This window comes from Gordonia marina (assembly GCF_052036135.1).
Taxonomy (GTDB): Bacteria; Actinomycetota; Actinomycetes; order Mycobacteriales; family Mycobacteriaceae; genus Gordonia.
In genome coordinates this window covers 39,384-66,193 of the sequence record NZ_JBPSDN010000026.1, presented here as the reverse complement: position 1 = coordinate 66,193, position 26,810 = coordinate 39,384, and the positions used below count along the sequence as shown (strand labels likewise).

The following is a 26,810-nucleotide window of genomic DNA, read 5'->3' as shown; positions in this document are numbered from 1 at the left end:
CATCTCGGTCTGTCGCCGGCGTTGCTCTGCACGCGAATCATCCACGCTCACATCATGATTGACAGTCACTACAGCGGGTCCCTTCAGGGTTGAACCTCACCGCTTACACAGACCATCTGACACGCCCAGGTGATCACCTCGGCCGGCGTGATGGTGCGCGACTACAACGCCTTCGTCGCGCGCCTCAACCAGACGCAGGACTACGCCAAGATCGACACCGAAGACCGGTACGCGCGCGACACGCTCACCACCGGTGCCGACCTGATCCGGAAATCGCTGAGCCCGGCGGTCCCGGAAGACCTCGACGACAAGGTGCAGCGCTTCCTCACCGCGACCGATCAGCTGTCCGAGCAGATCGGCAAGCGGCGCAAACTCTCGCTCAACAAGGCCACCGACGACTGGAGTTCGTCACGCACCGAACTGATCGACGCGTGCGGCGAATTCATGCCCACCGGAACCGGTTGACGCGTCCGGTGTGGGTGAGGTCTGTTCTCCGGCGCGTCTAACCCTCTAGGGTTACCGTTGTCAAGAAGACGAAAGCCAGGCCGTGCTCGCTCCGCGAATGGAGACGAGTCAGGAGATCAGGAGGTCACACCCGGTGGTAGCCACCACGGAGGACGGAAATGTCGGCAAGCTCGGATTCACCCATGGCATGGTGATCCAGGAGCTCGGGTGGGATGAGGACACCGACGACGACCTGCGTGCCGACATCGAAGACGTCATCGATGCCGAGATGCTCGACGAGGACGCGGTCGACGTGATGGACGCGGTCCTGCTCTGGTGGCGCGACGGGGACGGTGATCTGGTGGACGCCCTGATGGACGCCATCGGTCCGCTCGCCGAGGGCGGCTTCGTGTGGGTCGTGTCCCCGAAGACCGGCAAGACCGGGTACGTCGACCCGAGCGAGATCGCCGAGGCCGCGCCCACGGCGGGCCTGAGTCAGACCAAGGTGGTGAACCTCGGCGACTGGTCGGGTTCGCGTCTGGAGTCGCGGCCGCGCGGTAAGCGCTGATGGCGGCCGCGCCGATCCCGGTCGGCTCGATCGCGCCGGACTTCGTCCTGCGTGACCAGAACAATCAGGAGGTCGCCCTCGCCGCGCTGCGCGAGAAGGGCGCCGTCCTGGTGGTCTTCTTCCCGCTGGCCTTCACCGGTACCTGCGAGGGCGAACTCGGCTACATCCGCGACCACCTGCCGCAGTTCGACGACGACGAGCTCTCCACGGTCGCCGTCTCCGTCGGCGCGCCGCCCACGCACAAGGTGTGGTCGTCGGCGCAGGGCTTTCTGTTCCCGATCCTCGCCGACTTCTGGCCGCACGGCGCCGTCGCGCAGGCCTACGGCGTGTTCGACGACGCCCGCGGCATCGCCAATCGCGGCACCTTCCTGATCGACCGCGACGGAACGGTGGCGTTTTCGGCGATGGTCGGCCCGGGGGAGGCCAGGACCGTCGAGACCTGGGATGCGGCGCTGGCCGCGAACACCGCGACCTAGACGGCCTCGCCCGTTCCGCTCGCCGTGAGCGCATCCCTCGGCAGACGGCGGCGCACTCGGCAGAATGACGGTCACCCGCGGGTGTGGCTGAGTGGCGAGGCAGCTGTCTGCAAAACAGTGTGAGGCGGGTTCGAATCCTGTCACCCGCTCCACGGTCGACCCCGGCTTGACGGCTCGCCCGGCGGGCCGGGCGGGGCATCAGCCCGCCCCGCCGGCCCGAGCCCGCAAGGGCGCCCTTCGACGCGGCGTCGTCGCACGTGGTTCCTGAGCGGAGGCGAAGGGCTCCGCCGCGCCGGCTCAGGACCCGGGGTGAGGCGAAACGGACCGGCCGGGGAGGGCGTTTCGACACGGACTCGCCTAACGGCTCGTCCGGCTCAACGGGCTATATGGCGGCTTGTCCGGCGGACCCGGCCTATATGGCGGCTCGTCCGGCGGACCCGACCTAGGGGTGCTGGTCCTTCGCCGGGGGTTCGACGGTGTCGATCGAGCGGAGCACGCAACCCTGCGGCGGCAGGTCGTCGGCGGGGAACTCCGTGGCCAGGGCGGTCGCGATCATCCGGGCCCGTTCCGCGTTGCCCTCCGGCGTGTAGTGCACGCCGTCGAGGAACCAGTCCTGGTGCACCGCGCCCGCGAGGTCGTACACGCGCAGGTTCGGGTAGCGCTCGCAGGCCCGGATCAGGGCCTTGTTGAACCGCTGCATCGCGCGGTTGTTGTACGCCGGGTTCTGGTTGAGGCGGTTGGTGATGATGGTCGGCCACAGCACCGGCTGATCCTTCAGCGGACGGAGGAGCCGGTCGATGCGCATGTCGGCCGGTCCGGCGCCGCCCACCTCCATGTTCGCGGTGTCGTTGATGCCCATGTTCATCACCCAGCAGCCGCGCCATCCGCGGGCCAGGTCCGCCTGGATGGATTCGGCGGCGTTGGGCTGGTCGTTGACGCGCTCGAGGCTGGACCGGCCGCCGACGATGTCGGGGTGGAAGATCCTCGCGCCCACCCGCTTGTACTGCCCTTCCAGGCGGTCGGCCGGGTCGGGCTGCATGTCGGGCTCGTTCATGCCGAGCGACGTCGAGTCGCCGACGTGGATCACCTCGGAGCAGCGGGTCCGCCGCTCAGCGGGCGGCAGCGTCGGGCCGACCGGGTGGTTGGTGGGCGTCTTGGCCGTCGGATCGTCGAGCGAGCCCAGATCGGACGACGACGACAGCGCCCGCACCACCGTCATGTCCGGGTTCAGCAGGCTCGATCCGACCAGGAGCGCCACCGCGAGGGTCAGGAAGCCGAGTACCGACGCGATCGGGCGCACCATGGTGCGGCGCCGGGACCGGCGGGTGTCGGGGATGACCACGACCAGGCGCTCCCGCGAGCGCTCCGAGTCCGACCGGACGTCCGGAGCCGCGGTCTGGGGCTGCGGCTGGTCGTCGCCGGTGCCCGATCCCTCGGCTCGGATGCCGGTGTCGGCTCCGTCGGTCTCCGTCTCGGTGTCGGGTCCGGGCTCGTCGTCGGGGGCGGCGGACTCCTCTACTGGTGCGTTGGCGTCCTCGTCGGACTCGGTGTCGGGTTCGACGGTGTCGGGTTGTTCGGCGTCGTCCTCGGAACCGTCCGGTTCCGCGCCGGGACCGGCGTCGGGATGCCGGGTGGCCGGCGGCTCGTCGGTGTGATCGAGGACGATCATCGCCAGCGCGGGCGTACGTTCCTGGGCGGCCTCGTCGGCGGGCTCCTCGGCGACGTCGCCGGCGGTCTCGTCGGTGGACGCGGTGCGGCCGAGGACGCCGGTGAGGTCGACGGGTTCTTCGACGACCGTGCGTGGCGGCGGCGCTGCGTCGGTGCGGGCGAGATCGGGCAGCACGATGATCCCGGCGTCGTCCGCGGGTGCGGACACATCGGCGGCGACGGCGTCCGCGGCCGGTGCGGCCGGCGCCGTGTCGGGGTCGGTCCGGCGGCCGGTGAGCGCACCGGCGAAGCCGTACTTGCGGATCGGATTCTCGATGAACCGCCACGACAGGCTCGCCAGCAGGACGGTGACCGCGAGGGTGACGATGGCCCCGACCCAGGGGGAGTCGGTGCGGACGGCCAGCGGAACGAAGGCCACGACCGGCATGTGCCACAGGTAGATCCCGTACGACCGCTCACCGATCCAGCGCAGCGGCGGCAGGCTCAGCAGCGTCGCGACCAGGGTGTCCGGGGCGACCGCCGCGGCCAGGATGCCGAGGGTGGCGACGGTGAGCAAGGCCAGCCCCCAGGTGTAGAGGCCCATCGAGTTGTCGTGCGTGGTGAGGACGAGGTACACGATGGCGCCGATGCCGGTCAGGCCGAGGACGTCGAGCCAGCAGCGCTGCGTGTGGTTCACCTGGCGCTTGCGCGCGGGCCACCAGAAGGCGAGGGCGGCGCCGAGCAGGAGACCGCCCGCGCGGGTGTCGGTGCCCTCGTAGGCGCGGGTGTTGTCGAAGGCGGGGGAGGCGAGGGCGTCGAGCAGCCAGAACGAGCCGAGCGCGAGGGCCACGATCACCACCGTCATCACCGCGCGCCGCTTGAACACCAGGAACATCAGCGCCAGCAGCAACGGCCAGACGAGGTAGAACTGCTCCTCGATCGACAGTGACCACATGTGGCTCAGCGGCGTCGGGCCGCCGAACCGGTCGAAGTACGAGGTGCTCGATGCGATCGTGTACCAGTTGTTGACGTAGAAGAGCGCGCTGATCGCTTCCCATAGGTAGCTGAGGAAGTTCTTGGGCACCGCGATCGCCGCGGTGATCAGTGTCGCGGCCAGGACCAGGATCACCGCGGGCATCAGGCGCCGGGCCCGGCGCAGCCAGAAGGTCTTCAGGCCGAGCCCGCCGGTGCGTTCCCGGGTGAAGATCAGCAGCGACGTGATCAGGAAGCCGGACAGGGTGAAGAACATCCCGACCCCCAGCAGGCCGCCGCCGAAGCCGGGGACGTCGAGGTGGTAGAGGACGACGAAGATCACCGCGAGGGCGCGGAGGCCGTCGAGCGCGGGGAGGTACGACGTTTCGTGGTGAGTCGGCCGTGGCATACCGCGCGCGTGCTCCTTCGCCGTGGGCTACGGGGGACGTCGCGGCCCTCGAGCGTTCCTCCCGAGCGAGTCTCCCCAGGCGCCGGGCCGCAAAGTTCCATCCTACGACGGCGGGCGCCGGACCGGTGTCGGCAGATCGGACGAATACCGCCCTGACCCGGGCATTCCGGTCGTGAGATCGTTCACACCGGGCGGGCCGCTCAGCGCCCGGTCAGGGCCTTGGGCGGCGCGGCGGCGGCCGGGAAGGCGGTCGCCAGGGCGGTGGCGAACAGGCGGTTGCGCTGGGCCAGCCCGTCGGCGTTGTAGTGGATGCCGTCGACGTACCAGGAGGGCTGCGTCTCCGCGGCAAAGTCGTAGATGCGCAGGTTCGGATAGCGGGCGGCGGCCCGGGTGAGGGCGGCGTCGAACTCCCGCATGTGGGTGTCGGCGTACGCCGGGTTCGACGGCGCGGCGGTGGCCACCGTCGGCCAGAGCACCTGCTGGCCCTTCAGGAGGTTCATCACGCGGTCGATGCGCTGGTCGGCGTCGACGGTGGAGCCGACCGCGATGTCGGCGGCGTCGTTCACGCCCATCGCGATCACCCAGCAGCCCGTGCGGCCCTTGGCGAGTTGCGATTGGATCACCTGGACGGCGTTGGGTTCGCCGTTGACCGTCTCGACGATCGAGCGGCCGCCGGCGGCGTCGAGCACGGTGTTCTTGACGCCGACGCGCTGGTACTGGCTGCTGAGCCGGTCGGCGGGGTCGGTGAACTTCGCCGGGTCGTCGATCCCGACGGAGGTCGAGTCGCCGATGTGGGTCACCTCGGTGCACGAGGTGGTGCGGTCACCGGTGGGCAGCGAGCGGGGTGTGCCGGGCTGCGGGACCTGCGGGATCAGCAGGGTGAACAGCGACGGCAGGTCGGCGGAGGAGTTCGACGTCTCCGGCAGCGCTTGCAGGATCTGGCCCGCGACGCCCATCAGCTCGTCCGCCGGCGCCGCGGAGGCGCGGGCGGGGAGGGCGGCCGCGCTGCTCGCCGCCACGGTCAGTCCGGCGAGGAGCGCGGCGGTGCGGACGGCAGCGGTGCGGCGCGCGCGGCGGCGGGCCGGTCGTGGGCGGCGGAGGGTCGTCTCAGTAGTCACAATAGATACATTGCAACTCACCAGTCACTTGTGTTTCAAGCCGGAGGGCGCATCGGATCGGTCACGATCGCCGGTCCGGACGGGGTGGCTCAGATCATGTAGTGCAGATTCGCGACGATTCGGCGGCCGAGTTCCTCGTCGCCCTCGATCGTCACGCGCGCCGGATCGGCGGTGGTGCGCCCGCCGATCAGCCGGGCCCAGTCGGCGAGGCCGACGCGCAGGGTCACGTCGGCGGGGCCGTCGAGTTCGGGCACGATCGCGGCGCGTTCCTCGACGGCGACGTGCACCTGCCGTGGTGCGGGGCCGGTGAAGTCGACGGTCACCGCGGTGCCCGCCGGCGCGCCGGCCTTCTTGCCGATCAGGAAGGGGAGCGAGGCGCTCATCTCCTTCCGCGCCCAGGTGGCCGGCAAAAGGTCGTCCGGTTCGCCGAGGCCGAGCGTGTCGCGGATGTCCACCTCGTGGATCCAGCAGTCGAACACCCGGATCCGCATGAACCGGCCGTACGAGTCCTTCCCGGCCGGGGTGAAGCCCTCGGCGTCCCACTGCTGTTCGGTCATGCCCTCGAGAGCGTCGAGCCGCTGCGCGGTGACCTCGCGGAAGTCGCGCATCAGCTCCTCGCGGGACCGGGCGCGGTAGTGGTCGAGCCACTTCTCGTTCAGTTCGCCGATCGGATTGCGGACATGCTCCAGCGCGGCGACGTCGCGCGTGGCCTCGATCTCTCGGCCGGTCAGCGACCACTCGGTGCCCGCGATGTGGGCCACGATGTCGGCGACTGTCCACCCGGGCAGGATCGACGGCGCCGACCACTGCGCGTCGTCGAGGCCGGAGGCCAGTGCGTCGAGCGTGGCCCACTCGTCGCGCAGGGCGTCGATCACGGGCTGCCGGGGGATGCGGGTGACCATCGTGGTCTCCTCTTCTCGCGGGCTGGGTGCCTAACGCTAACCCCGACGCCCGGGTAGCGGGAGGATTGTCTCCCGGCGCGCCTCGCGGCCCGGTTTGGGGCAGGCCAGCGGGGACGGTATCTTTCTCACAGTCGGCGGCCCCGCCCCGATCGCGCGCACATAGCTCAGCGGTAGAGCCCTGGTTTTACACACCAGTGGTCGTAGGTTCGATCCCTACTGTGCGCACTCACGCCGCGAGCGGTCAGCCGTCGAGCAGCACCGTTTCGATCTCCTCCATGGCCTGCCGGGCGTAGCCGCGCCACATGCGGGCGAACAGCGGCATCAGCGCCACCGCCGCGCGGTTGGCCGGCGTGACCTCCCACGACCAGGTGATGCGGGTCCCGGTGCCGGCCGGCGTGAACGTCCAGCGGCCGACCACACCGCCGATCAGGAAGCGGTTCACACCGCGGGCGACGGTCAGCGTGTAGGCGAACGACCGCGGCTCGGCGACCTCGGTCAGGGTCTCCCGCAGGCGCCCGCCGTCGCTCAGCACGACCGTCCGGGTCTGGCCGGCCGTCGCCCAGTCGCCCTGCTGGCCCTCGACCGCGGAGATCCCGGCGATCGCCGCGTAGCGGCGGCCGAAGATCCGTTCCAGGGGCACCGGAAGAACCTTCGCGAACGCCTCCTCGACCGGCACGGGAACGGCGCGGGACGCCTGGAGCTGCAGTGTCATGGATTCAGCCTACGGGCGGGCGGGCCGTCGACGCCCGATCGATTCCGGCCGGGCCGCTGCGACCCGTCCGGCCCGGGCCACTCCACGACACGCGCGCTGACCTGCCGCTCGTCCACGACCCGGCGGATCTCGGTACGTTCGATACATCCGTAAGAAAACGATCCTTCGGGCGATTCGCCCGGGTTCGCAGGGCGGAAGGACGCAAGACGATGCTCGCCGAAGACCGATATTTCCCCGACCGACGACGCCGTGATCGGCGGATCGGGTGCCCCGGCACCGGGACGGGGCGCGGAGTTCCCAGATTCCCCGGCCGCACGAGAGGAGTCGCCTGCTCGCCGGGAGGCCGGTGAGCGGTGAATCTCTGGCATTACATCTCCGGTCACCGGGGGACACTGACCTTCCTCACCTATCAGCACGCGTCGCTGTGTTTCCAGACGGTGCTCGTCGGCACCGTGGTGGCGATCGTGCTCGCCGTGGCGGTGTACCGGCTGCCGATCCTGTCGGCGCTGACACTGACGTCGAGCCGGGTGGCGCTGACCATCCCGTCGCTCGCGCTGCTGGCGCTGCTCATCGTGCCGCTCGGGCTGGGGGTGCCGCCGTCGTTCACGATGCTGGCCTTCTTCGCGGCCATGCCGGTGATCGGCAACGCCATCGTCGGCCTGCGCTCGGTGCCGCCGAGCCTGATCGAGTCGGCGCGCGGGATCGGGCTGCCGCGCTGGCGGATCCTGCTCACCGTCGAACTGCCGATGGCCTGGCCGGTGATCCTCACCGGGATCCGGGTGTCCACCCAGATGATCGTGGGCGTGGCGGCCATCGTCGCGTACGTCCTCGGCCCGGGCCTGGGCTCGCTGATCTTCAACGGGCTGTCCCGGCTGGGCGGCGCCAACGCGCTGGAGATGGCGTCGACCGGCACCATCCTCATCGTGCTCATCGCCCTCGTCTTCGACGCGCTGCTGGTCCTGCTCGGACGACTGACCATCTCGAAAGGTTTGACATGACCACCACCGGTACCGCAGGCGGGAACACCGACCGGGAGATCACCGGCGCCTCGATCGTGCTCGACGGGGTGGAGAAGCGTTATCGCGGGCAGTCCGAGCCGGCCGTCGCGCACCTGGATCTGGAGATCGGCGCCGGTGAGATCGTCACCTTCGTCGGCCCCTCCGGCTGCGGCAAGACGACGACGCTCAAGATGATCAACCGGCTGATCGAGCCCACATCGGGGCGGATCGTGATCGGTGGCCGGGACATCACCCGGATGAACCCCGACAAGCTCCGCCAGTCGATCGGCTACGTGATCCAGTCCGGCGGCCTGTTCCCGCACTGGACCGTCGAACGCAACGTCGGCGCGATCCCGCGCGTCCTCGGCTGGGATCGCGGCCGCATCGCCGAACGCACCGAGTACCTGCTCGATCTGGTCGGCCTCGACCCCGCCGAGTACGCGAAGCGGCTGCCCAAGGACATGTCCGGCGGGCAGCAGCAGCGGGTCGGGGTGGCGCGCGCGCTGGCCGCCGATCCGCCGGTGCTGCTGATGGATGAGCCCTTCGGCGCGGTGGACCCGATCACCCGGGTGCGTCTGCAGGACAGCCTGATCGAGATCCACCAGGAACTGGGCAAGACGATCGTGATCGTCACCCACGACTTCGACGAGGCCACCAAGCTCGGCGATCGCGTCCTGATCCTGTCCAAGGGCGGGAAGATCGAGCAGTTCGCGACGCCCGCCGAGATCCTCGCGAATCCGGCGACCGAGTTCGTCTCCGAATTCATCGGATCCGGCGCCACGCTGGCGCAGCTCTCCTTCAGCCGGGTGGCCGACGTGCGGATGGACAAGGTGATGACCGCCCGCGTCGGCGAGCCGAGCGGCGAGGTCTCCGCTCGCGTCCGCGCGGCGGGCGGACGATGGGTGGCGGTGGTCGACGCGGCAGGCCGGCCGATCGCGTGGCCCTCGCTGGACGAGATCGAGTCCGCGCCGCAGATCGCCGCGTACGTGGACCCGCGGCTGTCGGTCGTCGCACCGACGTCGACCCTGCACGACGCGCTCGACGCCATGCTGGCCGCCCGGCAGAACGGCACGCTGGTCACCACCGCCGGGGGCCGGCTGCTCGGCTACGTCAGCTTCCGCACCGTCGTCGAGACCATCCGCGGCCAGCTCGACGACGCCTACGCGGACGAACCCGACTACGCCGAGTTCGCGGAGGCCACCGGCGAGGAGGGGGCGTCATGACGGCCGCGACCGGAACCGTCGCCCGGCGGCTGCGCCGGCTGCCGGTCGACGTGTGGTTCGAGCCGCTGGTGATCCTGGTGGTCGGCGCGATCTTCTTCCTCTGGTACGCGCGGACCACCTTCACCAGCACCGAGTCGGCGCAGCTGGAGTGGGCGGTGCTCTGGGAGACGATCGTCGACCATGTGATCCTCACGGTGACCGCCGCGGCGATCGTCCTGGTGATCGCGATTCCGCTCGGGATCCTGCTCACCCGGCCGCGGCTGACGCGGCTGACGCCGATCGCGGTGGGCATCGCGAACATCGGGCAGGCGGCGCCCGCGGTGGGCCTGCTGGTGCTGTTCACGTTCGCCTTCGGGACCGGCCTCCGTACCGCGGTGATCGGCCTGGTGGTGTACGCGATCCTGCCCATCCTGCAGAACACCATCGTCGGTCTGCGGCAGGTGGACCGGCGGGTGATCGAGGCGGCGCGCGGCATCGGGTACTCCGGTACCCGCACCCTGATCCAGGTGGAACTGCCGCTCGCGGTGCCGGTGATCCTCAACGGGGTCCGGACCGCGCTGGTGATCCTGGTCGGCACCGCGACGCTGAGCACCTTCATCGGGGCCACCAGCCTCGGCACCCTCATCACCACCGGGATCACGCTGTTCCTGCCGAAACTGCTGATCGCCGGCGCGGTGCTGGTCGCGCTGCTGGCGATGATCATCGACTGGCTCGGCCGCCTCGTCGAACTGGTGGCGACACCGAAGGGACTGTCATGACGCGGCGGGCGCGGCGGGCCGCGCCGGCGATCGTCGCGCTGCTGACCGCGGCGCTGCTGGCGGGCTGCGGTCTGGTCAGCTCCTCGGGCACCTTCCACAGCGCGAAGCTGCCCGACGGCGACCGGCCGCTGGCCGGGGCCCACCTGACCGTCGTCTCCAAGTCGTTCACCGAGCAGGTGCTGCTCGGCAAGATCACCGCGACCTATCTGGCCGCGGCGGGCGCCGAGATCACCGATCTCACCGGGGCGCCGGGCTCGGCATCGGGCCGTCAGGTGATGGTCAACGGCGACGCCGACGTCACCTGGGAGTACACCGGCACCGCGTGGCAGGCCTATCACGGGCAGACGGAGGCGATCTCCGATCCACACGAGCTGTGGCAGCGCGTGCACGACCTGGAGGAGAAGCAGGGCCTGATCTGGCTGCCGCCCGCCGGATTCAACAACACCTATGCCTTCGCCACGTCGCGCCGCAACGCCGAACGGCTCGGCGTGCACACGCTGTCGGAGGTCGCCAAGCTCCCGGTGCACGAGCGGACGTTCTGCATCGACGACGAGTTCTTCAGCCGCGCCGACGGCATGCGGCCGATGCTGGAGGCCTACGGCATCCCGTTCAACACCCCCGACGGGGTGCCGCAGAACAACGTCACCCGGATGGACTCCGGCGTCGTCTATTCGGCGACCGCCGCCGGGAAGCCCTGCAACTTCGGCATGGTCTACACCACCGACGGCCGCATCCAGAACCTCGGCCTGGTGGTGATGCAGGACGACCGCAAGTTCTTCCTGCCGTACAACGGGGCCGCGGTGGTCCAGGAAGCCACGCTGCGGAAGTACCCGCAGTTGCGCGGTCTCCTCGGCGAGATCGCCGGACGACTGACCGACGAGGGCCTCCAGCAGCTCAACGCGAAGGTCGACATCGACGGGCAGGACCCGGCCGACGTCGCCTATGACTGGCTGATCGAGCAGAAGCTGGTGGTGCCGGACTGAGTCCGGTGCCCGGGGAGGGGAGTCAGTCCAGCGGATCGCGGATGATCGGGCAGGTCATGCAGTGCCCGCCGCCGCGGCCGCGACCGAGTTCGGCGCCGACGATCGTGATCACCTCGACGCCCTGTTCGCGCAGCAGCGAGTTGGTGTACGTGTTGCGGTCGTACGCGAAGACGACGCCCGGTTCGACGGCGACCAGGTTGTTGCCGCTGTCCCACTGCTGGCGTTCGGAGGCGTAGGCGCTGCCGCCGGCCTCGACCACCCGCAGGTCGTGCAGGCCGAGCGCCTTGCGCAGCACGGTCAGGAAATGGCCCGACTCGGCGATCACCTCGACGCCCGGTTCGGTGTCGCTGGGGAGCAGAGTGAACGGGCGCACGGCGTCGATGATCTCCGGATACACCGAGACCAGGTCGCGGTCCGCGAAGGTCAGCACGGTGTCCAGGTGCATGGCCGACCGCAGCTTGGGCATACCGGCGACGACGATCTTGCGCGCCGCGCCGTTCGCGAACAGTTCACGGGCCACCTGCGTCACCGCCTGGCGCGAGGTGCGCTCGCTCATGCCGATGAGCACCACGCCGTCGCCGGCGATCTGGACGTCACCGCCCTCGATGGTGGCGCTGCCCCAGCTGCGTTCCGGGTCGCCCCACCAGACGGTCGACCCGGCGAAGTCCGGATGGAACTCGTAGATCGACTTCATCAGCAGGGTCTCGGCGTGCCGGGCGGGCCAGAACAGCGGATTCAGGGTGACGCCGCCGTAGATCCAGCAGGTGGTGTCCCGGGTGTACAGCGTGTTCGGCAGCGGCGGCATCAGATACTCGCCGCGGCCGGTCGACTCGTCGGCCAGCGCGATGTACGACGGCCGCAGTTCCTTCGGCAGGTCGACCGTCGACAGGCCGCCGAGGAGGAATCGTGTCAGCTCGCGGGAACCGAGCTCGTCCAGGTATTCGCGGGTGGCGGCGACCAGGCCGACACCGGTCTCGTTGGCCACGATCTTGCGGTCGAGCAGCCATCTCCGCGCCTCGGGCAGGTCCATCGTCTCGGCGAGCAGATCGTGCAGTTCGATGACGTCCACGCCGCGGTCGCGCAGTTTGGTGACGAAGTCGAAGTGGTCGCGCTTGGCGCTCTGCACCCACAGGACGTCGTCGAACAGCAGGTCGTCGGCGTTGGTCGGGGTCAGTCGTTCGTGCGCGAGGCCCGGCGCGCAGACGAGCACCTTGCGCAGCCTGCCGACTTCCGAGTGGACGCCGTAGGTGGTGGCGGGACTGGTCATGACGGTCCTTTCGGGCGGGCGAGGCACGGCTGACCGGGGGAGATCAGTCGCGCAGGGGCGCGGCGCTGCGGGCGAAGGCGGCCACATCGTCGCCTGTCACCAGGCGTGACGGTTCCGGGTCGCTGCGCAGCAGTCGCTGCAGCTCGGCGGAGCCGGGGAGCGGGCCGTCGCTCGCCACCACGACGATGTTCCCGCTCCGGCGGCCCTTCAGCATCGCCGGATCGGAGATCAGGGCCACCTCGGCGAAGACCTCGCGGACGGTGGCGACCTCGCCGCGCGCCGAGACCAGATCGCGGCGGTCACCGCAGTTCGCCAAGTAGAGGCCGCCCGGCGCCAGCACCCGGCGTACCGCGGCGGTGAACTCCACGGTCTTCAGATGCGCCGGGGTGAGCGACTCGGCGAAGGCATCGCGGATCACGATGTCGCGGGTGCCCTCGGTCAGCGACTCGACCACCTCCCGCGCGTCGCCGACCCGGATGCGCAGGCGGGGTGCGCGCGGCAGGTCGAACCATTCGCGGGCCAGCCGGGCCAGTTCGGCGTCGATCTCGACGGCGACGTGCCGGGACTTGGGGTAGCGGTGCGCGAGGGCGCGGGGGAGTGCGCACGCGGCGGCCCCCAGGTGCAGCACCCGCAGCGGCGCGTCGCGGGCGGGATGCGCGTCGTCGATGGCCGCGGCCATCTGCCGCATGTACTCGAATTCCAGGTTGGCGGCGTCGAACGGGTCGACGTGACTGCTCTGCGCACCGTTCACGGTCAGCAGCCAGCCGCCGACCCCGTCGCGGGTGAGTTCGGCGGTGCCGGTGGAGATCTCGAAGCTGCCGGCTTCGGGGGCGGGTGTGTGGGCCATCGGATGCCGATGATAGCGGTCGGGTGCCGGTACCATCGCCGCGTGCGCAGACGTGACGGCGAGGCCCTGGGACTGGCGATCGGCGCCTCGGCGGATCTCGCTTTCGGTGATCCGCGCCGCGGGCACCCGGTGGCCCTCTTCGGCGCCGCGGTGGCCGCAGGCGAGCGCCGGTGTTACCGCGACACCCGGCCCGCGGGCGCGGTGTTCGCCGCGTTCTGGATCACCGCCGCGACGGCCGTGGGCCGCCTCGCCGCGGTGGCCGGTCCGGCCGGGACCGCGGCGGCCACCTTCTCCGCGCTCGGCGGCACCTCGCTCTGCCGGGTGGGCGGGCGGATCGCCGACGCGCTCGACGACGGCGACCTCGACGGTGCCCGCGCCATCCTGCCGAGCCTGGTCGGCCGCGACCCGAGCCTGCTCGACGAGGCGGGGATCTGCCGCGCCGCGGTGGAGTCGATCGCCGAGAACACCCCCGATGCGACCGTCGCACCGCTGTTCTGGGGTGCGATCGCCGGGGCGCCCGGCCTGCTCGGATATCGCGCGGTCAACACGCTCGACGCGATGATCGGCTACCGGTCGCCCCGGTACCTGCGTTTCGGCTGGGCCGCGGCGCGCACCGACGACCTCGCGAATCTGGTGCCGGCCCGGCTCGCCGCGGTGCTCGCCGGACTGCTGAGCGGGCATCCGGTGCGCACCGCGCGGGCGGTCCGCCGGGACGCCCATCGGCATCCGAGCCCCAACGCGGGCGTCATCGAGGCCGCCTTCGCCGGGGCGCTCGGTATCTCTCTCGGCGGGCTGACGGTGTACGCGCACGGCGCGGAGCAGCGGCCGGTACTGGGCGACGGCCCCGCACCGCGCGCCGCGGACCTGCGCGCGGCGGTGCGGTTGTCGCGCCGGGTGCAGGTGGTGAGCGCGGTGCTCGCGGTGCTCGCGGTGGGAGCGCGATCCGCGCGGAGCCGCCGGTCTGTGACATAGCGCGCAGACCGGGCACACGCTGTGACATGATCGGGCGGCCGGAACCGCGCGGGCGCGGTGCGCTCGATGACAGGAGCAGTGTGGGCCAGACTCCGATCTCCCCGGGACGAGTCCGCCCCGCGGACTGGATCGTCGAGATGCTGCGGATACGCCGCGCCGAGTTTCCGCTGGGGCATTCGATCCGTTCGGCGGTCGCCGTCGGCGGCCCGTTCATCGTGGGCTCGCTGACCGGCCACCTGATCACGGCGATGTGGATCGGACTGGCGACGCTGTTGCTCGCGGCCGGCGAACGCGAGGGCACCTACCGTCTCAACTTCACGATCATCGCGATCTCCACGCCGATCGCCGCCGCCGGCTATCTGCTCGGCTTCATCCAGGACGCGCCGATCGCCTCCCTGGTGGTCCTGGCGGCGCTGCTCGCCTTCCTGATGGGCGCGATCGCCGGGCTGGGCCCGGCGTTCTCGGTCGGCGGAATGCAATTCCTCCTGGTCGCCAGCATCGCGCTCGGGGTCAAGGGGATCGACTGGTGGGAGCCGATCGGCCTGTACTTCGCGGGCGGCGTCCTCTACGCCGCCCTGCTGGCGATCGAGATGCTGCTGGTCCCGGCGCGCCCGCAGCGCGCCGTGCTCGTGCCGATGCTCACCGCCCTCGCCGATCTCGCGCGGGCCCGGCACGACGATCTCGCCGACGGCGGCGACCGCACCGCGGCCGCGCGGGGCCGGGCCACCGCGGCGCTGCGGGCGGCGACCACCCGCGTCGCCGAGTTCTCGGTGCGCACCGCAGGCTCGGCCGGGTCGTGGACGCTCGACGACGACGTGACCGGGGCCGCCGAGCGAGTGCAGGCCTTCCTGATCGGCGACCGCGATCCGGCGGCCGCCGAGATCGCCGAGAGGCGCCTGCGGGCACTCGCCGCCGAGGTCGCCGGCGGCCGGTCCGCAGACGCCGGCGAGCCCGCGACGGAACCGGCGGTCGCCGGGTCGAGCCGGGGCGCGGCACTCCTCTCGACCCGGATCGACGAGCTCGCCGACGCGCTGCGGCCCCGGAAGCGGCCCGCCGGGGCGCGGCACGAACGACTGGTCTCCGACGGTATCGGGCGCGAAGTGGTGCTGGCGGCCGCTCGCCTCGCGCTCTGCTACGGCATCGCCGTCGCGGCCAGGGAGTACTTCCCGTACGGCCACTGGTTCTGGGTTCCGCTGACCGTCTGCATGGTGATGAAGCCGGACTTCGGTTCGGTGTTCGCCCGGGCGATTCTGCGGGTGATCGGCACCGTCGTGGCCGTCGCCCTCGCCTCACTCTTGCTGCTGGTGGTGCCCAAGGGGGTCGGGCTCGGCGTCCTCATCGCGGCGTTCGCGGCGCTGGTGCCGTGGCTCATGATGAAGTCGTACGCGCTGCAGGCTCTGGCCATCACGCCGATCGTGATCTTCCTGGTCGACGTGATCACCCCGGGCGATGGCGGCAACTTCTCGTGGGAGCGGCTCGCGGCGACGGCGATCGGCGGGGCGATCGTGATCGTCTTCGGCTACCTGATCTGGCCGCATTCGCGCCGGGCCTGGGTGGCTGGAACGTTCGCCGAGGCCATGGCCGGAATCGCGACGCATCTGCGCGTAGCCGGTACGGCGGTGCCCGACGATCCCGGTCTGGCCGCGGACCGGCACGCCGAACTCGTCGGCGCCCGGCGGGCGGCCAGTCGCGCGATGTCCGACCTGCAGACGCGGCTGGAGCGTGCGCTCGCCGAGCCGCCACCCGCCGGCACGGTCGCCCGGGCCTGGATTCCGGCGGTGGACGCCGCGCAGGTGCTGGCGGATTCGGTGACGGCGTACGCGACGGACCGGGTGGCCGATGACGTCCCGCCCGACGAACCGGAGAGCGCGGCGCTCGCCGCCGACATCCGGCACGCCGGTGAGGGTGGGCGCAGCGGTGAGGCGGTGGCACCCACCGATCCCGCGCTGCGGCCGATTGCGGACCGGCTGGCACGGGTCCGCGCGCATCTGGCCGACACCTGACCGCCCGTACCCCGCGTTCGAGAGAAGACGCTCGCCCGGGATCAGCGCCCGTAGCGCTGGGCGAGCTTGGCGCGCACGTCGTCCTCGTGGCTGTCGACGGCCACGCCCCCGCCGATCTCGACGTCGACGCGCGGGTCGGCGGTCCCGGGTGCGCTCGCTTCGCGGAGTTCGTCGCGGATCCGTCGTCGCTCCGCGCCCCGGCCGTCCTCGGTCGGGGTGTCGTCCACCACCTCGCCGTTCTCCTGCTTCCGGGCGAGGGCGCGGCGGTGCTTCACCTCGGCCCAGACGAAGTAGCCGATGCCGAGCGGCGCCATGATACCGAAGGCGAGCCACTGCAGCCCATACGAGAGATACGGGCCGGATTCGAGCTGCGGCAGGTCGATGGTGCCGAGCCCGCCGGGCTGATGGTCGGTGAGCTGCACGTAGAACGGATCGAGCGGGGTGCCGTCCGCGGCGGACAGTGCGGCGGTGTCGATGGTGTACGCGGTGAGCGTGCCGCCCTCCACCTTGGGGCCCTTGCCCGGACTGGTGGCCTCGGATCTGCGCAGGCGGGCGTGCAGCGTCACCTCGCCCGACGGCGGAGCGGGGATCTGGGTCCGGCCGGCCGAGTCGGGCCGGACGTAGCCGCGGTCGACGAGCACGATGCGCTCGGAGCCGGTGAGCTGGAACGGTGTCACGACCTCCACGGCAGGTCGCTCGTCGACGACGCGCAGCCGCACCTCGATCTGCTTGTCCGTCAGGTAGCGGCCGGTGAGGGTCACCTCGCGCCACTCGTGGCCGGTGGGCAGCACGCCTCCGGCCGGCACCAACCGGTCAAGGGGCGCGGCCGCGGTCTTGGCGGCGGTCTGGATCAGGTCGTTCCGGTGCTGCGTCGCGGTGTTCTTCCCGAGTTGCCAGGGCGCAAGGATCAGAAAGCACGCGGCGGCGAACGCGGCCACCAGGACGGCGGCGAGTAGCCATCCGGGCCGCAGGAAGGTTCGCAGCAGGTGCACGCCGTCCAGAATAGGCGAGGAGGCTTCCTCAGCCCCGTTCGGCCAGGGTGGCGTGCACCCAGGCGAGCAGCCCGGGGACCGCGTCCTCGATCTGCGCACGCACGTCGGCGAAATCCTCCGGCGAGCCGTAGTACGGATCGGGGACGTCGCCGCCGTCGGCTCCGGGGTCGAAGCTGCGCAGCAATCGGACGCGCTCGCCGAGGCGCTTACGGGTCAGCTCTTTGACATGGCTGGAGTCGAGCGCGACCAGCAGATCGGCCGAGAGATGCTCCGGATCGAGCTGGGCGGCCACGTGATTGTCGGGGTAGCCGTGGGCCAGAAGTTCGGTGCGGGCGCGGTTGTCGGCCGGCTCGCCGACGTGCCATCCACCGGTGCCCGCGCTGGTCACCTGCACCTCATCGGTCAGCCCGGCATCGTCGATCGCCTTGGCGAAGATCGCCGCCGCCATGGGCGACCGGCAGATGTTGCCGGTACAGATGAAACAGACATGCAGCCGGTCAGGGCTATCGGACACCGAGTACCTCGCGCAGTTGCGGGACCGTCTGCACGGTCCACGTGGCTTCGTCGACCTCCCCCGGACGAGCGTAACCCCAACCCACCGCGATCGTGGGAACACCGAATGACGCGGCTCCGTCGACGTCGTGGGAGCGGTCACCGATCATCACGACGGGGTTCGTCGCCGGGTCCAACTCTAGTACGCCGAGCACGCGCGCGATGACCTGCGCCTTGCTTCGGCGGGTGCCGTCGTCGCTGGATCCGCCGATGAACGCGAAGTGCCGGTCGAGCCCGAAGTGCTCCAGAACCCGCCGCGCGATGGTCTCGTTCTTGCTGGTGGCCACGGCCAGGGTCCGCGCGCCCGCGGTGAGATCGGCGAGCAGTTCGGGCACGCCGTCGTACACCCGGTTCTCCCGCCAGCCGATCCGGTCGTAGCGGGCGCGGTACGCGGTGACGGCGGCCTGCGCGTCGTCGTCGGAGAAACCGCAGGCCCGCATGGTGTCGAGCATCGGCGGCCCGACGATCCCGGCCACGAGGTCGTCGCTCGGGGCGGGTGCGCCCATCGCGTCCAGGGCGTGCCGGAACGACGCCGCGATCCCCGGATAGCTGTCGGTGAGGGTGCCGTCGAGATCGACGAGGAGCACGGTCGCGGGGTCGGCCGGGTCGGCGGTACGCAGCATCACGGCTCCCATGGTGCCGGTCGCCCGCGGCGGCGTGACACGTAGGGTGCACGGTATGTCGACGGGTCGTGAGCTGCCGGATCTGTTCGAGCCGGGGCGGCACGGCGACGCCGACGCCGAGCCCGGCCTGATCGACTTCGCCGTCAACGTGCAGCCCGGGCCGCCGCCGTTCGTCCGGGACGTGCTGGCCGCCCGGCTCGGCGATCTCGCCGCCTATCCGTCGGCCCGCGATGCGGACGCCGCGGTCGCGGCGGCAGCGGCGCTGCACGGCCGCCGCACCGACGAGATCCTGCTGCTCGACGGCGCCGCCGAGGGCTTCGAGTTGCTGGCCCGGCTCCGGCCGCGGCACGTCGCGGTGATCGAGCCGTCGTTCACCGAACCGGAACGGGTGCTGCGCGCGGCCGGGGCGCGGATCAGCCGGGTGGTGCTGCCGCCGCCGTGGCGGCTCGACGCATCGCTGGTGCCGGACGACGCCGACCTGGTGATCGTCGGCAATCCGACCAATCCCACGTCGGTGCTGCATCCGCGCAGCGACCTCGAGGCGCTGATCCGGCCGGGCCGGCTGGTGGTGGTCGACGAGGCCTTCGCCGACCTGACTCTCGGCGACGACGGGCGCCGTGAACCGCAGTCGCTGGCCGACGGCCTGCCGAGTGGAGTGATCGTGATCCGCTCGGCGACCAAGACCTTCGGGCTGGCCGGGCTGCGGGTCGGCTATCTGCTGGCCGCGCCGGAGGTGATCGCGCGGCTGACGGCCGGGCGGCGGCACTGGCCGCTCGGCACCCTCGCGCTCGTCGCGCTCGCCGAATGCCTCGGCCCGCGCGGCCAGGCGCACGCCGCGGGACTGGCCGCCGCGATCGCCGCCGACCGGGCCGCGATGGTGGAGCGTCTGCGGGCGCACGGGATCACGGTGCCCGGGATACCGCGCGCCCCGTACGTACTGGTCGAGGTGCCCGACGGTCTCGGTCTCAAGGCGGCGCTGCGGACGCGGGGATGCGCCGTCCGCAGCTGCGCCAACTTCACCGGGCTGGGACCGCAATACCTGCGTCTGGCGGTGCGGCCGCCCGGGCGGGTGACCGCGTTGCTGGCCGCCTGGGAGGATGCATCCCGGGAGGCCGCCCGGACGGCGGCGGCCGCCACGACGACGGGAGCACACCGATGATGCCGACCCTGCGACAGGTGGTCGCCGGACTCGACGCGGCGTATCCGCCGCGGCTGGCCGAACCGTGGGATGCGGTGGGCCTGGTCTGCGGTGACCCCGACGATCCGGTGCGGTCGGCGCTGGTCTGCGTCGACGTGACCGACGGGGTGGTCGGCGAGGCGCTGGAGTCCGGCGCCGACCTGATCGTCGCGCACCATCCACTCCTGATGCGCGGGGTCGACTCGGTGGCCGCCGACACGGCGAAGGGCCGCCTGATCCACCAGCTGATCCGGGGCGGATGCGCGCTCTATTCGGCGCACACCAACGCCGACAAGGTCCGCGGCGGCGTCTCCGATGCGCTGGCCGACGTCCTCGGTGTGCGCGACACCGTGCCGCTGGAACCCGAACCGGTCGCGCCCCTGGACAAATGGGTGGTGATGGTCCCTGAGGGCAGCGCCGAGCAGGTGGCCGAGGCGATGTTCAACGCCGGCGCCGGGGCGCTCGGCGACTACACCGACTGCCTCTGGAGCGTGGTCGGCACCGGCCAGTTCCGGCCGGCCGACGGGGCCAGCCCGGCGATCGGCGCGGTGGGCGACCTGACCCGCGTCGACGAGGAACGCCTCGAGATGGTCGCGCCGAAGGGACTGCGGGCGACGGTGCTGGCGGCCCTGCGCGCCGCGCATCCCTACGAGGAGCCGGCGTTCGACGTGTTCGCGCAGGCCCCGATCGGCAGCGACATCGGGCTCGGCCGGGTCGGCACCCTCGCCGAGCCGATGCCGCTGCGCGAGTTCGTTTCGCATGCGGCGAGGGTGCTGCCGCGGGCTGCCTGGGGGATCCGCGCGGCCGGCGACCCGGGCGCGCTGATCACGACCGTGGCGGTCTGCGGCGGCGCGGGCGACTCGCTGATCGGTGCGGCGACCGCGGCCGGGGCCGACGTCTACCTCACCGGGGATCTGCGGCATCACGTGGTCGACGAGGCGCTGCGCGCCGGCAGCCCCGCGCTGATCGACGCCGGGCACTGGGCCACCGAGTTCCCCTGGTGCGTCAGCGCCGTCGAACAACTGGCCCGGATCGGTTGCCCGGCAACGGTTTACCTGCCGCCGACCGACCCGTTCACCGTGGTACCGGCGTGACCCGGGCCGGAAGATGAGAAGGTGGAACGCATGAAAGCCGCGCCCGCGCATCAGCGCCGACTCCTCGATCTCGCCGACCTCGACGCCGAACTCGCCCGCGCGCATCACCGGCTGAGTCATCTCCCGGAGAACGAGGCGCTGGTCGAGATCGACGTCGAACTCGCCGCGGCCTACGAGGAGGTGACGCGCGCCGAGTCCGTCGCCGCCGATCTGCAGGCCGAGTACGACGTGGTCGACAAGGAACTGACCGGGATGACCGAGCACGCCCGGCGCGATCAGGCCAAGCTGGACTCGGGCGGTCTGCCGCCCAAGGTGCTCGCCGAGCTGCAGCACGAGATGACCGGGCTGACCAAGCGGCGCGACGTGCTGGAGTCGGATCTGCTGGAGATCATGGAGCGCCAGGAGGCGCAGGGCATGGAGGGCGACCGCGCCCAGGCCGCCGTGGTGGCTCTCGAGGAGCGGCGGACACAGGCGCGGACCGCCCGTGACCAGGCGATGGCGGTCACCGAGAACGAGATCACCGAGTTCCTGCACCGCCGTGACGCGGTGGCCCGGGAACTGCCCGACGACCTGCTCGCCGCCTACGACCGGCTGCGCGATCAGGGCAAGGTCGGCGCCGGGCTGCTCCGGCAGCGCCGCTGCGGCGCATGCCGGATGGAACTGGATCCGCGTGCCCTCGCCGCGATCGCCGCGGCGGCCGAGGACGAGGTGGTCCGCTGCGAGGAGTGCAACGCGATCGTCGTGCGCACCGAGCAGTCCGGGCTGCCGTCGCCGCAGGCACCGCGGTGACGGACGGCGGAGCGGGGACAGCCGGCGGGGCGGAAGTGACGAGCGGCGGGACGGCGCCCAGCTGGCAGGGACAGGTCCGCGAACCGACGCGTCTGCTGTTGCTGCGGCACGGTCAGACGGCGCTCTCGGTGGATCGCCGCTACTCCGGTCACGGCGACCCCGAACTCACCGACCTCGGCCGCGCGCAGGCGGACGCCGCGGCCGGCCGGCTCGGGCGGCAGGGCGGCATCGAGGTGATCGTGTCCTCGCCGCTGCGCCGCGCCCGGGCCACCGCGCAGGCGGTCGCCGACCGGCTGGGTCTGGAGGTCGTCGTGCACGACGGGCTGATCGAAACCGATTTCGGGGCCTGGGAGGGACTGACCTTCCGCGAGGCGGCGCAGCGTGATCCGGAACTGCACCGGGAATGGCTGGGCGACGTCGAGGTGGCCCCGCCCGGCGGGGAGAGCTTCGCGCGGGTCGCCGAGCGGCTCGCCGCGACGAAGGCGGACCTGATCGCGTCGTACCCGGGTGCCCGGGTACTCGCGGTCAGCCATGTCACGCCGATCAAGACGCTGCTGCGCGACGCCTTGCACGTCGGACCGGAACTGCTGTTCCGTCTGCATCTCGATCTGGCCTCGCTGTCGATCGCCGAGTACTACCCGGACGGCGGATCGGTCGTCCGCCTGGTCAACGACACCGCGCATCTGCAGTAGTCTGTAGGACGCGAACGAGCCGGCCGGGCGGCCGCGGCGAGCGAACCACGCGGGGCACCGCGCAGGCGCGAGTCGAGGAAAGTCCGGACTCCGAAGAGCAGGGTGGTTGCTAACGGCAACCCGGAGTGATCCGCGGGACAGTGCCACAGAGAACAGACCGCCCGCCGCGTGCGGCGGGTAAGGGTGAAACGGTGCGGTAAGAGCGCACCAGCGCCGCGAGTGATCGCGGCGGCTCGGTAAACCCCACCCGGAGCAAGGCCGAAGTCCGCACCGCTTCACGGCGGTGCGGGTGCGCGAGCGATGAGGACTGCTCGTCCGAGCTCGCGGGTTGGCTGCTCGAGGCACCCGGCGACGGTGTGCCCAGATGGATGGTCGCCCCCGGCCTCACCGGCCGGGACAGGATCCGGCTTACAGGCCGGCTCGTTCGCGCCCTCGAGAAGAGGCACTGGCTTGTGGCAGTGACATGATCGTCGTCACACACGATGCGAGCCTGCCGCGGGGCGCGGCCGAACTCGGACTTCGTGTGGAAGACCCCATCGAGGGATGAGGTCACCGGCCGGTGAGAGTGGAGACGACGATGACGACCCAGTGGCGGCTGCGCGCACCCGCGCTCGACTTCGACCGGCTCCGCGCCGAACTCGGACTGGCCGCCGAGTTCCCGGCCGACGTGACCGCGGAGGCCGCCGCGGCGGCCGACCGGCACGCGGACGACCGCGCCGACCGCCGCGACCTGGAATTGGTCACCATCGACCCGCCCGGCTCGATGGATCTGGACCAGGCGCTGCGCGTGGTGCGCGACGACGACGGCTTCCTGGTGCACTACGCGATCGCCGACGTCGCCGCCCTGGTGGAACCCGGGGGAGCACTCGATGCCGAGAGCACCCGCCGCGGCGAGACCGTGTACTTCCCGGACGGCAACGTCCCGCTGCATCCGCGCGTGCTGTCCGAGGGCGCGGGGTCGTTGCTGCCCGATCAGGACCGGCCCGCCGCGCTCTGGACGGTGCGCGTCGGCCCCGGCGGCGACGTGCTGCACACCGCGGTGGAACGGGCGACGGTGCGTTCGCGCGCCCGCCTCGACTACGCCGGGGTGGCCGCCGACGTCGCGGCGGGCTCGGTGCATCCGGCCGTGGCGGCGCTCGCCGATTTCGGGCGCGTCCGCGAGTCGTGGACGCTGGCGCGCGGCGCGGTCTCGCTGAATCTGCCCGACCAGGAGGTGCTGCCCAACACCGGGGCCAGCCCCCGCGCCTGGACACTCGCGCTGGCGCCGCGGACACCCGTCGACGGCTGGAACGCCCAGGTGTCGCTGCTGGTCGGAATGTGTGCGGGCGCGCTCATGCGCGACGCCGGAACCGGCTTCTTCCGCACGCTGCCCGCGGCGACGGCCGGGGCCGTGGACGAACTGCGGGCCGTGGCCGGCAGCCTGGGCGTCCCGTGGCCGGACGGCGCCACGCCCGGACAGTTCCTCGCCGGTCTCGCGCCCGACGCACCCACCACCCTCGCCCTGATGAGCGCCGGGGCCCGCCTGATGCGCGGCGCCGGCTACCGCGCGCTCACGCCGGGGGAGCAGGTGGACGACGACACGCTGGCGCACGCCGGGGTCGGCGGGATCTACGCGCACGTCACCGCGCCGCTGCGCCGGCTCGCCGACCGCCACGCCACCGAGGTCTGTCTCGCGGTGACCTCGGGGGCGCCGGTGCCCGGCTGGGTGAGCACGGCGCTGCCCGGGCTCGGCAAGGTCATGAGCGGCGCGGACTCGGTCGCGGCGACGGCGGCGCGGCGGAGTGTCGATCTGGCCGAGGCGGTGGTGCTCGCCGACCAGCTCGGCGCGCGTTTCGAGGCCACGGTGATGCGCGAGGCGAACGGCCGCAAGGAAGCGGAGATCTTCATCGAATCGCCCGCGATCATCGCACCCTGCTCCGGGGCGCCCGGTGCCGGTCAGTGCTGCACGGTCGAGGTGACCGCCGCCGACCCGGACGGCGGAACCGTCGAGTTCACCGTCGTTTAGCGGGCGTGGGGGGGCTTCGACTCGCCACCTCGCCCCAGGGGGCTCGGTGGCGGCTCAGCCGGCTAATGGGGCTCGGTGGCGGCTCAGCCGGCTAAAGGGGCTCAGCCGGCTAAGGGCGCTCGTCGAGGAACGCCTGGACGGCGCGGCGGCCGCGCTCTTCCTCCCGGGCATCCAGCCGGCCGAGCACGAAGACCGCGCGGGCCGAGAGACCGGGGACGGCCACGACCTTCTGCAGATTCTCGCGATTGACGACCGTGTCGTTGAAATCGCCCAGGTGGGTCTGCACGCCGGCGGCCTCCGCGGCGGCCTTCGCCGCCTTTTTCAGGCCCAGCGGCTTGCCGGCGTCGGCGGTGTACCGGACGGCCTTGGCGCGCTTGCGGATGCGGTGCACCTGCTCCACCCACTCCTCGGACCACTCGTCGAAGTCGTCGAGCTTCTTCTCGGCCTTGTGCATCCGTTTGGCGGCGTGCTCGATGCCCGCCATCGCGACCTTCTCCGCGCCGCGGTCGGCATCGGGGCCGGGGGCCGGATTCGCGATCAGCGCGTCGAGGGTGTCGAGTAGTTGCAGGTACCGGCGGGTCGACAGCGCGTACCGCAGCGACCGGAGGGAGCGCTGCTGGCGGACCAGTTCGTCGTCGATCAGCGCGACGCGCAGGTCGGCGGGCGGATCGTTCTCCGAGTCGAGGAGCCCGGCGTTGATCTCCAGCTGCACCTCGCGGTCGCGCGCCTCGCCCAGCACCTCGCCGAGTGCGCGCAACTCCTCGGAGAGCCCCGCGACGGATTCCGCGTCGAGCACCGTCGGGAACGACGTCAGCACCGATCGCAGTTTCCGGGCGGTCACCCGCATCTGGTGCACGGCGTCCCATGCGTTCTCGCGGACCAGGGGATCCCAGTGCAGTAGCGAATCCCGGTGTGTGGCAAGGGAATGCACCACGAGATCGAGGCCCGTCGGGTGCTTGGCGAGCTTGGCCGGCTTGTGGTTGCGCGGTTCGGAGCCGATGGCGCGGGCCAGTTTGGAGACGCTCGACGCCGGGCGCGCACCGGCGCCGCGGAGCAGCGAACGGGCCTTCTTGAGCAGGCGCGTGTCACCGCCGGTGAGCTCGAACTCCCACTCGGCCCACTCCTTGGTGACCTGCGACTGGTGCGCGTGTGAGAGGACGCGGTCCTCGCAGAACTCGGCGAGCGAGTCGCCGTCCTCGTCGTACACGACGGTGACCGTGCGCGCGGTGCTGATCTCGGCGACCGGGATCAGCGGCCGGTCGCGCACGATCGCCAGCACGGCGCTCGCGATGGCCGCGGGGACCGGCCCGTCGGCGGGCGCCTCGGAGAAGTCGACCTGCAGTTCCCGCCGGGCGTCGCCGCCGGCCGGCCGCTTGAGATGCCAGCCGCTGTCGGTGCCGCCGGTGCGGCGCCGCAGCGTGATGCGATGCGCGGCGAGGTCGTGGGCGGGGGTGTCGAGGTAGGTCGCCACCAGCTCGTACTGCTGGGGCTCGCCGGCCCGGCCGCCCGGGACCAGGACGCTCAGGTCGGGGGCCGGCAGCCCGGCGTCGACGTCGAACTTGCACTCCACTTCGATGATCTCGGCGCGGGGGTTCAACGAGGTGCCTCCTTGGCGAAGTGGTCGGTCGCCGCGACCAGTTGCGCGGCGATCCCGGGCTCGAACGATGCGTGTCCGGCATCGTCGACGACGACGAAGCGCGCCTGCGGCCAGGCGCGGTGCAGATCCCAGGCGCTGCGCATCGGACAGACGACGTCGTACCGTCCCTGCACGATGACCCCCGGAATGTCTTGCAGCGCCCCGATATTCGACAGCAACTGGCCCTCGTCGAGGAAGCCGCCGTGAACGAAGTAGTGATTCTCGATGGTAGCGAAGGCGAGGTCGAAGCGGTCGCCGTCGCCCGAATCGCTCCGCGGCAGCAGGTGCGAGGTCCGGTTCTCCCAGCCCGTCCAGGCCGCGGCGGCGCGGGCTGCCGCCGCCCGGTCCGAGCCGGTCAGGATGCGGTGGTAGGCGGCGACCAGGTCGCCGTCGCGTTCATCCTCCGGCACGGGCGCGAGATAGCTCTCCCAGACGTCGGGGAACAGGTGCGCCGCGCCGCCGTTGTAGTACCAGTCGATCTCGCTGCGACGCAGCAGGAAGATGCCGCGCAACACCAGTTCGGTCACCCGATCCGGGTGGGTTTGCGCGTAGGCCAGGCCCAGCGTCGACCCCCACGATCCGCCGAAGACCTGCCAGCGGTCGATACCGAGGTGCGTGCGCAGCTTCTCCAGATCGCCGATCAGGGCGGCGGTGTTGTTCGCCGCCAGAGCGGCGGCGAGCGCGTCCGGCCCGGCGGTCTCGGCGTCGGCGATGTGCGGGCGCGACCGCCCGCAGCCGCGCTGGTCGAACAGCACGATGCGGTAGCGCTCCGGATCGAAGAAGCGGCGCTGCTCACCGGAGGTGCCGCCGCCGGGGCCGCCGTGCACGAAGACCACCGGCTTCCCGGCGGGATTCCCCGAGGTCTCCCAGTAGATCTCCTGGCCGTCGCCGACGGCGAGATGACCGGACGCGTACGGCTCGAGGGGTGGGTAGAGACCGCTCATACCGCCC

General features: G+C 71.6%; 24 protein-coding genes, 2 tRNA genes, 1 other RNA gene and 1 pseudogene. 17 read left to right on the top strand and 11 right to left on the bottom strand.

Annotated elements, in window-relative coordinates:
- The first annotated feature begins 129 nt into the window (after nucleotides 1-129).
- The 4 genes from ACSEEN_RS15845 (at nucleotide 130) to ACSEEN_RS15830 (ending at nucleotide 1,640) form a co-directional block, all read left to right on the top strand.
- The gene (locus ACSEEN_RS15845; protein WP_440713694.1) at nucleotides 130-465 is read left to right on the top strand and encodes an Rv2240c family protein; all 336 of its coding nucleotides are present in this window, start codon (nucleotides 130-132) and stop codon (nucleotides 463-465) included.
- Nucleotides 466-562: 97 nt separating this feature from the next.
- Nucleotides 563-1,012 (top strand): DUF3052 domain-containing protein, encoded by a 450-nt coding sequence (locus ACSEEN_RS15840; RefSeq protein WP_371306765.1) that lies wholly within the window; start codon nucleotides 563-565, stop codon nucleotides 1,010-1,012.
- Nucleotides 1,012-1,488, top strand: coding sequence for a peroxiredoxin (locus ACSEEN_RS15835; RefSeq protein ID WP_247864134.1), 477 nt, complete (start codon nucleotides 1,012-1,014; stop codon nucleotides 1,486-1,488). The genes ACSEEN_RS15840 and ACSEEN_RS15835 overlap by 1 nt, the downstream gene beginning before the upstream one ends.
- A 77-nt stretch (nucleotides 1,489-1,565) precedes the next feature.
- Nucleotides 1,566-1,640, top strand: a tRNA-Cys gene (locus ACSEEN_RS15830).
- A gap of 290 nt (nucleotides 1,641-1,930) precedes the next feature.
- On the opposite strand, the gene ACSEEN_RS15825 is transcribed toward ACSEEN_RS15830, so the two are convergent.
- The 3 genes from ACSEEN_RS15825 to ACSEEN_RS15815 form a co-directional block, all read right to left on the bottom strand.
- A complete protein-coding gene (locus ACSEEN_RS15825) occupies nucleotides 1,931-4,516 on the bottom strand; it encodes an acyltransferase family protein (RefSeq protein WP_440713693.1) in 2,586 nt (861 codons plus the stop codon).
- 200 nt (nucleotides 4,517-4,716) lie between these two features.
- Nucleotides 4,717-5,634 (bottom strand): GDSL-type esterase/lipase family protein, encoded by a 918-nt coding sequence (locus ACSEEN_RS15820; protein WP_440713692.1) that lies wholly within the window; start codon nucleotides 5,632-5,634, stop codon nucleotides 4,717-4,719.
- 89 nt (nucleotides 5,635-5,723) lie between these two features.
- Complete coding sequence (locus ACSEEN_RS15815) at nucleotides 5,724-6,536, bottom strand: maleylpyruvate isomerase family mycothiol-dependent enzyme (protein WP_440713691.1); 813 nt, start codon at nucleotides 6,534-6,536, stop codon at nucleotides 5,724-5,726.
- A gap of 153 nt (nucleotides 6,537-6,689) precedes the next feature.
- Here ACSEEN_RS15815 and ACSEEN_RS15810 point away from each other — a divergent pair.
- Nucleotides 6,690-6,761, top strand: a tRNA-Val gene (locus ACSEEN_RS15810).
- A 16-nt stretch (nucleotides 6,762-6,777) separates the two neighbouring features.
- Here ACSEEN_RS15810 and ACSEEN_RS15805 read toward each other — a convergent pair.
- Nucleotides 6,778-7,248 carry an SRPBCC family protein gene (locus tag ACSEEN_RS15805; RefSeq protein WP_440713690.1) on the bottom strand — a complete coding sequence of 157 codons (471 nt, stop codon included), beginning with the start codon at nucleotides 7,246-7,248 and terminating at the stop codon, nucleotides 6,778-6,780.
- A gap of 353 nt (nucleotides 7,249-7,601) precedes the next feature.
- Here ACSEEN_RS15805 and ACSEEN_RS15800 point away from each other — a divergent pair, with 353 nt between their 5' ends.
- The 4 genes from ACSEEN_RS15800 to ACSEEN_RS15785 are packed head-to-tail and all read left to right on the top strand — an operon-like array spanning nucleotide 7,602 to nucleotide 11,210.
- The gene (locus ACSEEN_RS15800) at nucleotides 7,602-8,246 is read left to right on the top strand and encodes an ABC transporter permease (protein WP_247864125.1); all 645 of its coding nucleotides are present in this window, start codon (nucleotides 7,602-7,604) and stop codon (nucleotides 8,244-8,246) included.
- On the top strand, nucleotides 8,243-9,469 hold the full coding sequence (locus ACSEEN_RS15795; protein WP_440713689.1) for an ATP-binding cassette domain-containing protein: 1,227 nt from the start codon (nucleotides 8,243-8,245) through the stop codon (nucleotides 9,467-9,469). The genes ACSEEN_RS15800 and ACSEEN_RS15795 overlap by 4 nt, the downstream gene beginning before the upstream one ends.
- On the top strand, nucleotides 9,466-10,227 hold the full coding sequence (locus ACSEEN_RS15790; protein WP_440713688.1) for an ABC transporter permease: 762 nt from the start codon (nucleotides 9,466-9,468) through the stop codon (nucleotides 10,225-10,227). Before ACSEEN_RS15795 ends, ACSEEN_RS15790 begins: the two co-directional genes overlap by 4 nt.
- Complete coding sequence (locus tag ACSEEN_RS15785) at nucleotides 10,224-11,210, top strand: glycine betaine ABC transporter substrate-binding protein (RefSeq protein WP_247864122.1); 987 nt, start codon at nucleotides 10,224-10,226, stop codon at nucleotides 11,208-11,210. Before ACSEEN_RS15790 ends, ACSEEN_RS15785 begins: the two co-directional genes overlap by 4 nt.
- Before the next feature lie 22 nt (nucleotides 11,211-11,232).
- Here the strand turns inward: ACSEEN_RS15785 and ACSEEN_RS15780 are convergent, their stop codons facing one another.
- Nucleotides 11,233-12,477, bottom strand: coding sequence for an arginine deiminase (locus tag ACSEEN_RS15780; protein ID WP_440713687.1), 1,245 nt, complete (start codon nucleotides 12,475-12,477; stop codon nucleotides 11,233-11,235).
- Between the two features lie 43 nt (nucleotides 12,478-12,520).
- Nucleotides 12,521-13,324, bottom strand: a complete 804-nt coding sequence (locus ACSEEN_RS15775; RefSeq protein ID WP_247864121.1) for a spermidine synthase — start codon at nucleotides 13,322-13,324, stop codon at nucleotides 12,521-12,523.
- A 3-nt stretch (nucleotides 13,325-13,327) separates the two neighbouring features.
- On the opposite strand from ACSEEN_RS15775, the gene ACSEEN_RS15770 reads away from it, so the two are divergent.
- Nucleotides 13,328-14,296, top strand: a complete 969-nt coding sequence (locus ACSEEN_RS15770) for a cobalamin biosynthesis protein (RefSeq protein ID WP_440713686.1) — start codon at nucleotides 13,328-13,330, stop codon at nucleotides 14,294-14,296.
- Between the two features lie 80 nt (nucleotides 14,297-14,376).
- Entirely contained in the window at nucleotides 14,377-16,299 is a 1,923-nt protein-coding gene (locus tag ACSEEN_RS15765) for an FUSC family protein (protein WP_440713685.1), read from the top strand.
- A gap of 41 nt (nucleotides 16,300-16,340) precedes the next feature.
- Here ACSEEN_RS15765 and ACSEEN_RS15760 read toward each other — a convergent pair whose 3' ends face one another.
- The 3 genes from ACSEEN_RS15760 to ACSEEN_RS15750 are packed head-to-tail and all read right to left on the bottom strand — an operon-like array spanning nucleotide 16,341 to nucleotide 18,466.
- Nucleotides 16,341-17,291 (bottom strand): SURF1 family cytochrome oxidase biogenesis protein, encoded by a 951-nt coding sequence (locus tag ACSEEN_RS15760; RefSeq protein ID WP_440713684.1) that lies wholly within the window; start codon nucleotides 17,289-17,291, stop codon nucleotides 16,341-16,343.
- Nucleotides 17,292-17,319: 28 nt separating this feature from the next.
- Nucleotides 17,320-17,805 carry a low molecular weight protein-tyrosine-phosphatase gene (locus ACSEEN_RS15755; protein WP_283255219.1) on the bottom strand — a complete coding sequence of 162 codons (486 nt, stop codon included), beginning with the start codon at nucleotides 17,803-17,805 and terminating at the stop codon, nucleotides 17,320-17,322.
- Nucleotides 17,795-18,466 (bottom strand): HAD hydrolase-like protein, encoded by a 672-nt coding sequence (locus ACSEEN_RS15750; protein ID WP_247868052.1) that lies wholly within the window; start codon nucleotides 18,464-18,466, stop codon nucleotides 17,795-17,797. Before ACSEEN_RS15750 ends, ACSEEN_RS15755 begins: the two co-directional genes overlap by 11 nt.
- 55 nt (nucleotides 18,467-18,521) lie before the next feature.
- On the opposite strand from ACSEEN_RS15750, the gene cobC reads away from it, so the two are divergent.
- The 6 genes and pseudogenes from cobC to ACSEEN_RS15720 all read left to right on the top strand — a co-directional run bounded on the left by cobC (nucleotide 18,522) and on the right by ACSEEN_RS15720 (nucleotide 24,223).
- Complete coding sequence (gene cobC, locus ACSEEN_RS15745) at nucleotides 18,522-19,625, top strand: Rv2231c family histidinol phosphate aminotransferase CobC (RefSeq protein ID WP_247864117.1); 1,104 nt, start codon at nucleotides 18,522-18,524, stop codon at nucleotides 19,623-19,625.
- Nucleotides 19,622-20,737: a Nif3-like dinuclear metal center hexameric protein gene (locus tag ACSEEN_RS15740; RefSeq protein WP_247864116.1), complete on the top strand. Its 1,116-nt coding sequence runs from the start codon at nucleotides 19,622-19,624 to the stop codon at nucleotides 20,735-20,737. The genes cobC and ACSEEN_RS15740 overlap by 4 nt, the downstream gene beginning before the upstream one ends.
- 30 nt (nucleotides 20,738-20,767) lie before the next feature.
- Complete coding sequence (locus tag ACSEEN_RS15735) at nucleotides 20,768-21,526, top strand: zinc ribbon domain-containing protein (RefSeq protein WP_247864115.1); 759 nt, start codon at nucleotides 20,768-20,770, stop codon at nucleotides 21,524-21,526.
- Nucleotides 21,472-22,218: pseudogene (locus ACSEEN_RS15730) on the top strand (bifunctional RNase H/acid phosphatase); the annotation flags it as partial. The gene ACSEEN_RS15735 and the pseudogene ACSEEN_RS15730, both read left to right, overlap by 55 nt.
- 15 nt (nucleotides 22,219-22,233) lie before the next feature.
- Nucleotides 22,234-22,645, top strand: an RNA gene (gene rnpB / locus ACSEEN_RS15725) — RNase P RNA component class A.
- 150 nt (nucleotides 22,646-22,795) lie between these two features.
- A complete protein-coding gene (locus tag ACSEEN_RS15720) occupies nucleotides 22,796-24,223 on the top strand; it encodes an RNB domain-containing ribonuclease (protein ID WP_440713683.1) in 1,428 nt (475 codons plus the stop codon).
- A 109-nt stretch (nucleotides 24,224-24,332) separates the two neighbouring features.
- On the opposite strand, the gene ACSEEN_RS15715 is transcribed toward ACSEEN_RS15720, so the two are convergent.
- On the bottom strand, nucleotides 24,333-25,820 hold the full coding sequence (locus ACSEEN_RS15715) for a CYTH and CHAD domain-containing protein (RefSeq protein ID WP_440713682.1): 1,488 nt from the start codon (nucleotides 25,818-25,820) through the stop codon (nucleotides 24,333-24,335).
- Nucleotides 25,817-26,803, bottom strand: coding sequence for a prolyl aminopeptidase (pip, locus tag ACSEEN_RS15710; RefSeq protein ID WP_440713681.1), 987 nt, complete (start codon nucleotides 26,801-26,803; stop codon nucleotides 25,817-25,819). Before pip ends, ACSEEN_RS15715 begins: the two co-directional genes overlap by 4 nt.
- Nucleotides 26,804-26,810 lie beyond the last annotated feature (7 nt).

What these genes read in the sequence shown, in the direction of transcription:
- ACSEEN_RS15840 (WP_371306765.1), top strand. Translation starts at nt 563, where the DNA reads ATGGAGACGAGTCAGGAGATCAGGAGGTCACACCCGGTGGTAGCCACC.
- ACSEEN_RS15835 (WP_247864134.1), top strand. Translation starts at nt 1,012, where the DNA reads ATGGCGGCCGCGCCGATCCCGGTCGGCTCGATCGCGCCGGACTTCGTC.
- ACSEEN_RS15825 (WP_440713693.1), bottom strand. Translation starts at nt 4,516, where the DNA reads ATGCCACGGCCGACTCACCACGAAACGTCGTACCTCCCCGCGCTCGAC.
- ACSEEN_RS15815 (WP_440713691.1), bottom strand. Translation starts at nt 6,536, where the DNA reads ATGGTCACCCGCATCCCCCGGCAGCCCGTGATCGACGCCCTGCGCGAC.
- ACSEEN_RS15805 (WP_440713690.1), bottom strand. Translation starts at nt 7,248, where the DNA reads ATGACACTGCAGCTCCAGGCGTCCCGCGCCGTTCCCGTGCCGGTCGAG.
- ACSEEN_RS15795 (WP_440713689.1), top strand. Translation starts at nt 8,243, where the DNA reads ATGACCACCACCGGTACCGCAGGCGGGAACACCGACCGGGAGATCACC.
- ACSEEN_RS15790 (WP_440713688.1), top strand. Translation starts at nt 9,466, where the DNA reads ATGACGGCCGCGACCGGAACCGTCGCCCGGCGGCTGCGCCGGCTGCCG.
- ACSEEN_RS15785 (WP_247864122.1), top strand. Translation starts at nt 10,224, where the DNA reads ATGACGCGGCGGGCGCGGCGGGCCGCGCCGGCGATCGTCGCGCTGCTG.
- ACSEEN_RS15780 (WP_440713687.1), bottom strand. Translation starts at nt 12,477, where the DNA reads ATGACCAGTCCCGCCACCACCTACGGCGTCCACTCGGAAGTCGGCAGG.
- ACSEEN_RS15775 (WP_247864121.1), bottom strand. Translation starts at nt 13,324, where the DNA reads ATGGCCCACACACCCGCCCCCGAAGCCGGCAGCTTCGAGATCTCCACC.
- ACSEEN_RS15770 (WP_440713686.1), top strand. Translation starts at nt 13,328, where the DNA reads ATGCCGATGATAGCGGTCGGGTGCCGGTACCATCGCCGCGTGCGCAGA.
- ACSEEN_RS15750 (WP_247868052.1), bottom strand. Translation starts at nt 18,466, where the DNA reads ATGCTGCGTACCGCCGACCCGGCCGACCCCGCGACCGTGCTCCTCGTC.
- cobC (WP_247864117.1), top strand. Translation starts at nt 18,522, where the DNA reads ATGTCGACGGGTCGTGAGCTGCCGGATCTGTTCGAGCCGGGGCGGCAC.
- ACSEEN_RS15740 (WP_247864116.1), top strand. Translation starts at nt 19,622, where the DNA reads ATGATGCCGACCCTGCGACAGGTGGTCGCCGGACTCGACGCGGCGTAT.
- ACSEEN_RS15735 (WP_247864115.1), top strand. Translation starts at nt 20,768, where the DNA reads ATGAAAGCCGCGCCCGCGCATCAGCGCCGACTCCTCGATCTCGCCGAC.
- ACSEEN_RS15720 (WP_440713683.1), top strand. Translation starts at nt 22,796, where the DNA reads ATGACGACCCAGTGGCGGCTGCGCGCACCCGCGCTCGACTTCGACCGG.
- pip (WP_440713681.1), bottom strand. Translation starts at nt 26,803, where the DNA reads ATGAGCGGTCTCTACCCACCCCTCGAGCCGTACGCGTCCGGTCATCTC.